Raw genomic sequence first — 11371 nt, forward strand, 5'->3', positions numbered from 1 at the left:
GGCGGGCCCTGGGGCGGGACCGCGAGGGCGTTCGAGCCGCTGGCCGGGAAGGTTCCTGGCCGGGTGGGGGTGCGACCCGTCGGACGCCTCAATCTGAGCGGATGTACCGCTCATCGGGCAGATCTGTCCGCAATACGGTCACCAGGTCCGCACACCGCGCACACCCGACCTGCCCCGGGCCGCCCTCCCGGGCGGTGGTGACGCCGGATCAGCGCCCCGTCGCCGGCCTCCGCCGCGCCCTGATCTCGCGTACCCACGCGACCAGCAGTACCAGAACCGTCGCCCCCGCCGACCAGAGCACCTGCCCGCGTGCGGAGTCGTCGCCGAGCATCAGCACCAGCACCGCGAACAGGGCCGCCAGCGTCAGCCAGGTCAGGTACGGGTGGCACCACATCCGCAGCACCGGCCCCCGCTCCGGCCCCGACGCGGCGGCCTCCCGGTCGATGCGCGGTCGCAGCCGCAGCTGGGACAGGGCGATCAGCGCCCAGACGAACAGCAGCACCGCCCCGACCGAGTTCAGCAGATGGAGGAAGACGGTGTCCGGCCACTCCAGATTGAGAAGTACGGAGACGAAGCCGAAGGCCACCGACGCGAGCACCGCCCGGCGCGGCACCCCGCCACCGCGCTTCGACACCCCCGAAACCTTGAGCAGTCCGCGCGGCGCCTCGCCCCGCTCGGCGAGCGAGAAGATCATCCGCGAGGAGCCGTAGAGGTTCGCGTTGAGCGCGGAGAGCAGCGCCACGAAGATCACGACGTTCATGATCTGCCCGGCGGCCGGCACCCCGATCGAGTCCAGCACCGTCACGTACGGGCTCAGCCCCGCCTGCTGCGCGGTCCAGGGCAGCACCGTCACGATCACCAGCATCGAGCCGACGTAGAAGAAGAGGATGCGCACCACCGCGCTGCGCACCGCCCTTCCCACCGCGCGCGCCGGATCGTCGGTCTCGGCGGCGGCGATGGTGAGGACCTCAAGTCCACCGAAGGCGAAGACCACCGTCAGCACCCCGGACACCACCCCGCTCCAGCCGTTCGGCAGGAACCCGCCCCGGCCCGTGAGGTTCGTCAGGCCCACCGGATCGGTGTCCGGCAGCAGCCCGAAGACAGCGAGCGTGCCCAGCACCAGGAAGGCCACGATCGCGCACACCTTCAGCGCGGCGAACCAGAACTCGAACTCGCCGAAGTTCTTCACCGCGGTGAGGTTGGCCGTCGTGAAGACCACCATGAAGACCAGCACCCACGCCCACGGCTCGACGGCCGGCACCCAGCCGTGCGCGATCCGCGCCGCCGCCGTCGCCTCCACGGCCAGCACCACCACCAGCAGGAACCAGTAGAGCCAGCCCACACTGAACCCCGCCCAGCGCCCCAGCGCGCGTTCCGCGTGCACGGAGAAGGAGCCCGAGGCGGGCATCGCCGCCGACATCTCCCCGAGCATCCGCATCACCAGCATCGCCAGGGCGCCCGCGACCAGGTACGACACGATGATGGCCGGTCCCGCGACCGCGATCCCGGCGCCCGAACCGACGAACAGCCCCGCCCCGATCACCCCGCCCAGGCCGAGCATCGTCAGATGCCGTTGCTTGAGCCCGTGGGCGAGCGGCTCGGCGGGGGTGGGGGGTGGTGGTGCGTCGCGCATGGGGGGTCAGACCGCTCTGAGTCGATTTAGTGGGGAACCAACAGCGTCTCACGGGGCGAGACAGGGCCGGGAAGGACGTCTGCGCTGCACGAGCCGGAGTGATGAGGCTCACGCCGAGGCGTGGTTGCCTGCGCGTCTTTGTGTGAACCCCACCAACTCGCGGTCGGCGCCTTTGTGGGCGGCACACGGTGATCAGCGCCGTGCCCTTCGACTAACGTCAGCCGCAGGCTCGCCTTTTCGGCTCCTGCCCGCCCTCACGTCCGTCGCCCCACCCTCACCCGCGGAGTCCCGATGAGCACTGCTGCAGCCCCCGTCCGTACCGGAGTGGTCCTCGCCGACCTGCTGCCCGCGGTCCGCAACCGCGCCGCCGTCGACGCCGCCCTCGTCCTGGGCGGCGCCGCCCTCACCGGTCTTGCCGCGCAGATATCGGTCCCGATCCCCGGCTCCCCGGTTCCCGTCACGGGCCAGACGTTCGCCGCGCTCCTCATCGGCAGCGCGCTCGGCGCCCGCCGCGGCTTCCTCTCGATGGCGCTGTACGCGGTCGTCGGCATGGCGGGCGTGCCGTGGTTCTCCGGCGGTACCTCCGGCGCGGGCGGCGCCAGCTTCGGCTACATCCTCGGCATGCTGCTCGCCGCGACCGTCGTGGGCGCCCTCGCCCGCCGGGGCGGCGACCGCTCCGTGCTGCGTACCGCGGGCACCATGGTGGTCGGCTCCGCGCTCACCTACGCGGTCGGTGTCCCCTACCTCGCCCTCTCCACCGGCATGTCCGCGAGCGCCGCCATCGCCGCGGGGCTGACGCCCTTCCTCATCGGCGACGCTGTGAAGGCCCTGCTGGCTATGGGCGCGCTGCCCGCCTCCTGGAAGCTGCTGGGCCGTCGCGGCTGAGCTTTTCCGTACGACCCCGAAAGGCCCACCGGACGCGTTCCGGCGGGCCTTTCGCGCTGTTCCGGCGGGCCTTTCACGTTGCTTCGTACGGGTGCTGGTCAGTCCTCCGTCGCCGCCCGGCCCGCGCGCCGCTCCCGTACCAGCGACACCGCGACCACCACCGCCGCGACCAGCAGCGACAGCAGCACCTGCTCGCGGCCCGCGTCGTCGGTCAGCATGTAGACGAGGACGAACGAGATCATCGCGATCGTCGCCCAGGTCAGATACGGGAAGAGCCACATCCGCACGGCCGGTCCCTCCCGGGACTCGCGCTCGATCATGGGGCGCATCCGCAGCTGCGTGAAGCAGATGACCAGCCAGACGAAGAGCGCCACCGCACCCGAGGAGTTCAGCAGGAAGGCGAAGACGGTGTCCGGCCACTGGTAGTTGAAGAAGACCGCCACGAAGCCGAAGACGACCGAGGAGAGGATCGCCGCCCGCGGGACGCCCCGCTCGTTCACCCGGGTGAAGGCCCGGGGCGCGTCGCCCCGGCCGCCGAGCGAGTACGCCATCCGGGAGGCCGTGTAGAGGCCGGAGTTGAGGCAGGACAGCACGGCGGTCAGCACGATGACGTCCATCACCTGCCCGGCGTGCGGGATGCCGATGGAGTCGAGCGCGGCGACGTAACTGCCCTTCTCCACGATCGACGGGTCGTTCCAGGGCAGTAGCGTCAGCACCACGAAGATCGAGCCCAGGTAGAAGACGGCGATCCGCCAGATGACGCTGTTGGTCGCCTTCGAGACGGCACGCCGGGGGTCCGAGGACTCACCGGCGGCGAGCGTGACGATCTCGCTGCCCATGAAGGAGAAGACCACCATCAGCACCCCGGTGAGGATCGCCCCCGGCCCCTTCGGCAGGAAGCCGCCGCTGTCGGTGAGATGGGCGAACCCGGAACCCGCGTTGTCGGAGCCGGGGAGCACCCCGAAGACCGCGAGCAGCCCGACGATCACGAAGGCGCCGATGGCGACGACCTTGATCCCGGCGAACCAGAACTCGAACTCGCCGTAACTGCCGACCGAGATCAGGTTCGTGGCGGTCAGCACGGACATCACGATCAGCGCCCACCCCCACTGCGGTACGGCCGGCAACCAGCTCTCCAGGATCGCGGCGCCCGCCGTGGCCTCCACGGCGAGCACCACCACCCAGAAGAACCAGTACAGCCAGCCGATGGAGAAGCCGGCCCACCGTCCGAGCGCCTGGTCGGCGTAGGCGGAGAAGCTGCCCGAGCTGGGCCGCGCGGCGGCCATCTCGCCGAGCATCCGCATCACCAGCACCACCATCGTGCCGACCAGGGCGTACGAGACGAGGATCGCGGGACCGGCGGCGGCGATGCCCGCACCGGAACCCACGAAGAGGCCCGCGCCGATCACCCCGCCGATGGCGATCATCGAGAGGTGCCGGTTCTTGAGCCCGGCCTTCAGTTCACCCCCGGAGCCCCCGGAGCCCCCGGAGCCCCCGGAGCCCCCGGAGTGGCCCGGACCGCCCGGGTCGTCGGCCCCGCCGGGCTCGCCGCCCGGTTCCGTCACTGCCGTTCCCGACGTCATGGCTGGAGTCCTCACGTAACGGCCTTCGTGCGGCCTTCGTACGGTTGGTCCGGGCGGCCCGCGACGGACCGCCCTGCCCGAGCCGGGACCGCGTGCGTCCACGGTCCCCGCAGGTCCGCGGCGGTACGAGTGGTGTCCCGGCCCGCGACCCCGCGAAGGGCTCCGACCCCGCTGACGGCTACCCTGCCGCGCTCGTGCCACACTTTCCGGCATGCGCGTGTACCTCGGATCGGACCATGCCGGCTACGAACTCAAGAACCACCTCGTCGAGTGGCTGACGGCCCACGGCCATGAGGCCGTCGACTGTGGACCCCACATCTACGACGCCCAGGACGACTACCCGCCGTTCTGCCTCCGCGCCGCCGAGAAGACGGCCGCGGACCCGGACAGCCTCGGCGTCGTGATCGGCGGCTCCGGCAACGGCGAGCAGATCGCCGCCAACAAGGTCAAGGGCGTCCGTGCGGCGCTGGCCTGGAGCGAGCAGACCGCCGCCCTCGGCCGCGAGCACAACAACGCCAACGTGGTGGCCATCGGCGGCCGGATGCACTCCGAGGAGGAGTCCACCAAGTTCGTCGAGATCTTCCTCAGCACGCCGTACTCGAACGAGGAGCGCCACACCCGGCGCATCGAGATGCTCTCGGCGTACGAGGAGACCGGCGCACTCCCGCCGATCCCCGCCCACCACCCGCAGCAGGGCTGACCCCAGCCGCCCCGCACCCGCCGACCGCCCAACGTGCCGCCAGGGCCCGGGTCGTGTGGGGGAGGAAGTCCCGCCGGTCACACCCCAGGGCGGACGGCGCCACTTCCCCCCACCACGCCCCGCCCGGCGGCACGGCCCGTTCCGCCCGCCGTCGCGCGCCGGCCATATCGCCCGTCAGGAGAGTCCGTGCCCGAGGGCCACACGATCCACCGCCTCGCCGCCGACCACCACGAGCGGTTCGCCGGGCGCCCGGTGCGCGTCAGCAGCCCGCAGGGAAAGTTCTCCGACAGCGCGGCACTGCTCGACGGCCGGGTGCTCGACGCCGTCGACGCCCACGGCAAGCACCTCTTCCTCGGCTTCGGCGCCACCGGCTGGGTCCACATCCACCTCGGCCTCTTCGGGAAGCTCGGCTTCGGTACCGTCCCGGCCCCGCCGCCCACCGACACCGTCCGCCTCCGACTGCGCGGCGAGGACCACTACGCCGATCTGCGGGGCCCCACCACCTGCGCCCTCATCACCGAGCCCGAGAAGCGGGCGATACACGAGCGCCTCGGCCCGGACCCGCTGCGTACCGACGAGGACGGGACACGCGCCTGGCAGCGGATCTCCCGCAGCCGGATCACCGTCGCCGCCCTGCTGATGGACCAGAAGGTCGTCTCCGGCGTCGGCAACGTCTACCGCGCCGAGGTTCTCTTCCGCCACGGCATCGACCCGTACCGCCCCGGCAAGGACCTCACCCGCGACGAGTGGGACGCGATCTGGGCCGACCTCGTCCTGCTGATGCGCGAGGGCGTACGGAACAACCGGATCGACACCGTTCGCCCCGAGCACCTGCCCGAGGCGATGGGCCGACCGCCCCGCGTCGACGACCACGGCGGCGAGGTCTACGTCTACCGGCGCGACCGGCGGCCCTGCCACGTCTGCGGGACCGACATCCGCACCGCCGAACTGGCCGCCCGCAACCTCTTCTGGTGCCCCACCTGCCAGAAGCGCTGACCGCGCCCCGAACCCGCCACCGCCGGGCGTACGGTCCGTGCCCCCGAACCCGCCACCGCCGGGCGTACGCCGGGGCTCGCGTATCCCGGTCCACGCGTTTCCACCCCGTCGAAAGCATGTTCGCGCACGGTCGTCCGCGGTGCCCCGTGCGAGGAGCCCGGGGCCGTCCGGTTCCGAGGTCGTACGCCCCGCCTACCAGCGTCTCCACCGGCGGGGCGACCCTATTTCGTACCTCTCCCCGCAGGGGTCCCCCTGCACGGGGAGCCGTTCGGTCGATAAGGTCCCGACAATGGCCTCTCGCGACGGAGTGAACGCGTACATGGCCCGGTGGCGGCGAACCGCACACCGGGCCCGCATCGCGCTGCGCCGGTCCGGGGTCGACTACTTCCGCGGCGACGGGGCCGACTGGATAGCCTTCGCGGGCCTGTTGCTGACGATTCCCGCCATCACGGTGGCCACCATGTGGAACCCGGAATGGTTCTCGCCCACGGCCCTCGTGCTGCCGATCGTCGCCGGCGGCCTGCTGCTCCGCCCTTCCAGCCTGCTCACCCTGTACGCGGTCGCTGCAGGCGCCCTGATCGTCGAGTCCTTCACCCTCGGCACGGCCCCGGCCGACGTCACGGTCACCCCGGGCAATGTGCTCGTGGTCGGAGCCTGCGGCTTCTTCGGGCTGGTGCTCGCCCAGTTCCGGGCCCGGGTCGGAGTGCCCTGGCGGCGCGGCGGCACCATGCTCTTCGACCTGCGCGAACGCATCCGGGTCCAGAGCGCGCTGCCCCGGCTGCCGAAGGGCTGGCACTGCGAGATGTCGCTGCGGCCCGCCGGGGGCCAGTCCTTCTCGGGCGACTTCGTCGTCGCGGCGCGCACCCACGGCGGACGCACGCTGGAGGTCGTCCTCACCGACGTCTCCGGCAAGGGCATGGACGCCGGCTCCCGCGCCCTGCTGCTCTCCGGCGCCTTCGGCGGCCTCCTCGGCTCACTGCCCCCGCACGGCTTCCTGCCCGCGGCCAACGGCTACCTGCTGCGCCAGGACTGGGACGAGGGGTTCGCCACCTCGATCCACCTGGTGCTGGACCTGGAGACCGGCGACTACGAGATCCTCTCGGCAGGCCACCCGCCCGCCCTCCAGCTGAACTCCGCGACCGGGCAGTGGGAGGAGAAGGCCGCCGAGGGACCGCTGCTCGGCGTCTACGGCGGAGCGGAGTTCGACGCGGTCAAGGGCTCACTGGCCGCCGGCGACGTGCTGATGCTCTTCACGGACGGCTTGGTCGAAGCGTCGGACCGGGACATCGCCGACGGCATCGACCGGCTGACCGGCGAGGCCGACCGGTACGTCACGACCAGTTTCGAGGGCGCGGCCTGGCATCTGATCGAGGCGTGCGCGAAGGACGTCAACGACGACCGCGCGCTGCTCCTGCTCTCCCGCCGGACCTGAGCCGCCCGCACGGGACACCCCGTACGGGACTCCCGTCAGAGCGGGCTCTCGTCCCGCACCGCCCGGCCGGACTTCCCGCCGGGCAGCGCGCGCGCCAGCCAGGAGGAGCGGCTCGCGGCGAGCGGCGCGAGGACCGCGAGCACCAGGACGTACCCGGCGATGAACGGCGAGAGCTGTCCGTCGAGCCCGGCGGCCGCGGCCATGGTCGCGAGGATCAGCGCGAACTCGCCCCTGGCCAGCAGGGTGCTGGCGATGTTCGCGACGGCGAGGGGGCCGAAACCGTACACCTTCGCGGTGGCCAGCCCGGCGAACACGTTCATCACGGCGGTCACGGCGACGGCCGCCAGCACCGGCCACACGACGCTGGGCAGGTCGCCCGGGTCGATCGAGAGGCCGAAGGCGAAGAAGAAGATCGCGCCGAACGCGTCCCGCAACGGGCTGACCAGCCCCCGGATGCGTCTCCCCGAGCTGGTGCCGCCGAGCGTCAGGCCGACCATGAAGGCGCCGATGGCGTCGGCGACGCCGAACCACTCGGAGACCCCGGCGACGAAGACGGCCACACCGAGGAAGGAGATCACCAGGAGCTCGTCGTTCTCGGTGCGGATCAGCCGGGAGACGGCGCGGGTGCCGAAGCGGGCCACCAGCGCGAGAACCACGAGGAAGCCGAACGCCTTCCCGCCGTCCAGCAGGGCCGCGCCCAGGCTGTCCGCCCCGGACAGGACGGGCTGGAGCGCGGCGAGGTAGAGAGCCAGGAACACGTCCTCGACGACGATGATGCCGAGGATCGGCCTGGTCTCCGGATTTCCGAGTCTCCCGAGGTCCACGAGCACCTTGGTGACGATCGCCGAGGACGAGATGCCGAGCACTCCGGCGAGCACCAGTGCCTCCGAGGCCCCCCAGCCCAGCGCGTAACCGAAACCGAGACCACCGCCGACGTTCAGGGCCAGGTAGACGCCGCCGGCGATCATCATCTTGCGCCCGCCGGTCCGGAGATCGTCGAGGTGGAACTCCAGGCCGAGGTAGAAGAGCAGCAGCACCAGGCCGAGGGCCGCGAGCATTTCCAGGTCGTGCGGGTCGGCCACCAGCACGATGCCCGGCGTGTGCGGGCCCAGGAGCATCCCGGCCAGGATGAACAGCGGGATGGTCGGCAGCCCGATCCTGGCCCCGGCCCGTGCGAGCACGGCGGCGGCCAGGAAGGCGCCTCCCATCGCGATGAGCGTGTCGGCGTGTCCGATGAGCCCGCTCCTCCGGTAGGTCGACAAGTCGAGACGGAAGGCAAAGAAGGAGTCAAGAATTCTCGCTATGGACGTTACCGAACGCTCCTCGTCCCGGACGGCGTCCACGAGCGGACGGGCGGCAGACCGGCCCGGAAGCCGTCCGGACGGAGGTGCGGAGGGCCGCGGGGCAAGTGTGGCGGGACCGGTCGGGGCTGTCTGTCCGCAGCCGGGCGCCCGGTCGTAAGGTCGGCCCATGCCGGAGCCCCTGTTGACCCTGACCGAGGTGGAGGCGCTCGCCCGCGCCGCACACGCCACCCAGACCGACAAGGCGGGCCGCCCGTACGCCGGGCACCTGGCGGCCGTCGCCGAAGGGGTACGGGCAGCGGGCGGCAGCACCGAACAGATCGCCGCCGCCTGGCTGCACGACTCCGTCGAGGACGGGGTGCTGAGCCGGGAGTGGCTGGACGGCGCGGCGCTCGACCCGCACGTCAAGGAGTTGGTGCTGGCCCTCACCCGGGGCAAGGGCGAGGAGCCCGCCGCGTACACCGCGAGGATTCTCGCCACCCCGGGGGCCTTGCTGATCAAGAGGGCGGACCTCGCCCACAACACGGATCCGGCCCGCCTGGCGGTGCTGGACCCGGCCACCCGTGATCGGCTGACCGAGAAATATGCCCAGGTGCGGCGACTTCTGGGTCTCCAAGTCGACGAATCGTCTCTGGACCGAATGAATTCGGCCAACCCTGGCCCGAACTGAGACCGGCACGGCCGACTGGAGACCTCCGGGGCCGGGTGGCGGAGACCTCCCGGGCGGCGACACCGGTCCTCTTCCCCGGGGGTGGGCCCGGCGATCCCGAGGGCTCCCGCGGGCCGGTGGCCGGTACGTGGCGCCCTCGCGGGAGGACGGGCCGGTGGGGTGGACCGGTACGGGTCAGCCGGCCGCCGCGCGGGCCGGTGATTCGTCCGCAGGGCCGGGCCGGCCGGCGGCGGAGGTCCGGCGGAAGGCCCAGTCCATGTCCGGCTCGGTCGCGAACCGCATCGCCCTGCGGACCGGCGGGGTGCACAGCAACGTCACGGCCGAGGCCGCGATCACGGAGACGAGCACCAGTCCGGCGGGGCCGGAGAGCCAGGCGTTGTCGTCGATGACTCCCGCGTACTCGGCGCCCCGGATCAGGAAGCCGTGCAGCAGGTACCCGCAGATCGTTCCGGCGCCCAGCGTCGTGAACCACGTCGTCCGGGCAGGCACCCAGGACAGGAATCCGGCGGTGAGCAGCAGCGCGCACCCGAACATCAGCAGCGTCATCATGACGCCGGACCACCAGGGCGCGCCGATCTCCTGGGCGCTGCCGCTGCGGTAGAACCAGTCGAGCCTCATGTGCGGGGCCACCGCGTACGCGAAGACCAGCGCCCCGGCGAACAGCGGCAGCGAGAGCAGCCGTACCTCGCGTCGGCGCACCCACTCGAAATGCTCGGGGCGGGCCATCACGCCCAGCACGAAGAACGGCAGGAACTGCAGGACGCGTTGCAGGTCCAGATCGTCTCCGATGCCGGGGCAGACCGAGGCGAGAGCGGCCACGACCAGGGCGACGGGGAGCGGGTGGCGGAGCGTCCGCCAGAGCGGGGTGGTGAGCCGCCAGATGAGCAGCGCGGCCAGGAACCAGGTCAGGAAGAGCGGGTCGAGCAGGGTGATGGGCGCGTCCGGCTCTCCGCCCGCGTACCGCCTGAACAGCGAATAGGCCGTCTCGAAGACCACATAGGGGACCGCGACCCCGGTGACGAGCCGCTTCATCCTGGCCGCACTCGCGTCGAAGGACCGGGAGAAGTATCCGGAGACCAGGATGAACGCGGGCATGTGGAACGTGTAGATGATCATGTACAGCGCGCGGGCCGCCCGGCTGTCGCCCATCACCGGTTCCCAGGAGTGCGCCACGGCGACGAGCACGATGGCCAGATACTTCACGTTGTCGAAGTACGGATCGCGCTTCTTGGCCGCCGGAGCGGGCCCCGCGGGCGTCGGGCCGGGTGCCGGGGGAGCCTTGGCGGCGGTCGCCGCGGTTCTCTGTCCGGGCTCCGGGTCCAGGGCCTCCGGCGGGAGCGTGGTCCGCTGTGTACGACTCGGAGCAGGAAGCATTCGAAAAACCTAAACCTGTCTTTCGCTTTTCGTGAAGCGCATCGGAAGCCTCGCGCCTGCCCGCCAATTCGACGCCGAAACCGCTGAGTTATGTCCCGCTATGCCGGTTGGATTCACTATCAAACGGGGCAAATCGCCTCGGAATTGAGATACGTGAATTAGGGCACTCTCCCCCCGTCGGGTCGAATGCGTGTGGCCTGTGAGGAGTGGGTGAATTCTTGTTGTGCGTACTCCGCGCCCACCCCGGAGCGACGCGTGGCGGCCCGGGACCGCCGGAGGACGCTTCTGGGCGGGCGGGGCGCGGGCACCGCCCCGCCTCCACGCCTTCGGCTTCGGGAGGCTCCGAGGGGGCACGGACGGCGTGAGTGGCGAAAATCAGCCAGGTCGATCCGTCAGCAGTCGTCGCCTTCACGGGAGTTGATGGCACGATGGAGTGAACGGAGGGCGCGCGACGGAGCACGCCCCCCGGGCCGGCAAGGCGGACCGACCTAGGGTGTGAGCAGTCGTGGCCATTTCACTGTCTGTGGTGCTGATGTTGGCGATCATCCTGGTGGTGCTGATCCGTGGCGGGTCCATCAAGGCCGGGCCGGCGATCGTCGCGATCCTTTTCGGGTTCTTCCTGGCGTCGACGGGCATGGCGCCCTCGATCAACAGGTTCATGAACTCGATAGCGGACACGATCAACCAGATCAGCTTCTGAGACGGGCGGCGGGACTTCCGGCGGGGGGCACGCGCCCCCGCCGGCCCGTCCCGCTCGAAGTGCGAGGGCCTCAGCGACGAGGATGCGCACCGTTCGG

At 71.4% G+C, this 11371-nt stretch carries 10 protein-coding genes; 6 read left to right on the forward strand and 4 right to left on the reverse strand.

Annotated elements, in window-relative coordinates; all coding sequences use genetic code 11:
* Positions 1 to 208: 208 nt before the first annotated feature.
* Positions 209 to 1633, reverse strand: coding sequence for an amino acid permease (locus ACWD3D_RS09920; protein ID WP_451460406.1), 1425 nt, complete (start codon positions 1631 to 1633; stop codon positions 209 to 211).
* Positions 1634 to 1924: 291 nt separating this feature from the next.
* Between ACWD3D_RS09920 and ACWD3D_RS09925 the strand changes: the two genes are divergently transcribed.
* The gene (locus tag ACWD3D_RS09925; RefSeq protein WP_451460407.1) at positions 1925 to 2518 is read left to right on the forward strand and encodes a biotin transporter BioY; all 594 of its coding nucleotides are present in this window, start codon (positions 1925 to 1927) and stop codon (positions 2516 to 2518) included.
* Positions 2519 to 2616: 98 nt separating this feature from the next.
* Here the strand turns inward: ACWD3D_RS09925 and ACWD3D_RS09930 are convergent, their stop codons facing one another.
* Positions 2617 to 4101: an amino acid permease gene (locus tag ACWD3D_RS09930; RefSeq protein WP_451460408.1), complete on the reverse strand. Its 1485-nt coding sequence runs from the start codon at positions 4099 to 4101 to the stop codon at positions 2617 to 2619.
* Between the two features lie 211 nt (positions 4102 to 4312).
* Between ACWD3D_RS09930 and ACWD3D_RS09935 the strand changes: the two genes are divergently transcribed.
* From ACWD3D_RS09935 to ACWD3D_RS09945, 3 genes are all read left to right on the forward strand, one after another.
* Positions 4313 to 4801 (forward strand): ribose-5-phosphate isomerase, encoded by a 489-nt coding sequence (locus ACWD3D_RS09935; protein WP_328721671.1) that lies wholly within the window; start codon positions 4313 to 4315, stop codon positions 4799 to 4801.
* Between the two features lie 186 nt (positions 4802 to 4987).
* On the forward strand, positions 4988 to 5797 hold the full coding sequence (locus tag ACWD3D_RS09940) for an Fpg/Nei family DNA glycosylase (protein ID WP_451460409.1): 810 nt from the start codon (positions 4988 to 4990) through the stop codon (positions 5795 to 5797).
* A gap of 289 nt (positions 5798 to 6086) precedes the next feature.
* Complete coding sequence (locus ACWD3D_RS09945) at positions 6087 to 7229, forward strand: PP2C family protein-serine/threonine phosphatase (RefSeq protein ID WP_451460410.1); 1143 nt, start codon at positions 6087 to 6089, stop codon at positions 7227 to 7229.
* 35 nt (positions 7230 to 7264) lie between these two features.
* Here ACWD3D_RS09945 and ACWD3D_RS09950 read toward each other — a convergent pair whose 3' ends face one another.
* Positions 7265 to 8437: a cation:proton antiporter gene (locus tag ACWD3D_RS09950; protein WP_451460414.1), complete on the reverse strand. Its 1173-nt coding sequence runs from the start codon at positions 8435 to 8437 to the stop codon at positions 7265 to 7267.
* A gap of 262 nt (positions 8438 to 8699) precedes the next feature.
* Between ACWD3D_RS09950 and ACWD3D_RS09955 the strand changes: the two genes are divergently transcribed.
* Positions 8700 to 9200, forward strand: coding sequence for an HD domain-containing protein (locus tag ACWD3D_RS09955; RefSeq protein WP_451460411.1), 501 nt, complete (start codon positions 8700 to 8702; stop codon positions 9198 to 9200).
* A gap of 174 nt (positions 9201 to 9374) precedes the next feature.
* Here ACWD3D_RS09955 and ACWD3D_RS09960 read toward each other — a convergent pair whose 3' ends face one another.
* Entirely contained in the window at positions 9375 to 10574 is a 1200-nt protein-coding gene (locus ACWD3D_RS09960; protein WP_451460412.1) for an acyltransferase family protein, read from the reverse strand.
* Positions 10575 to 11079: 505 nt separating this feature from the next.
* On the opposite strand from ACWD3D_RS09960, the gene ACWD3D_RS09965 reads away from it, so the two are divergent.
* Positions 11080 to 11274 carry a hypothetical protein gene (locus ACWD3D_RS09965; protein WP_328721676.1) on the forward strand — a complete coding sequence of 65 codons (195 nt, stop codon included), beginning with the start codon at positions 11080 to 11082 and terminating at the stop codon, positions 11272 to 11274.
* The last annotated feature ends 97 nt before the right edge of the window (positions 11275 to 11371 follow it).

It is taken from the genome of Streptomyces sp. NPDC002690 (assembly GCF_053592415.1).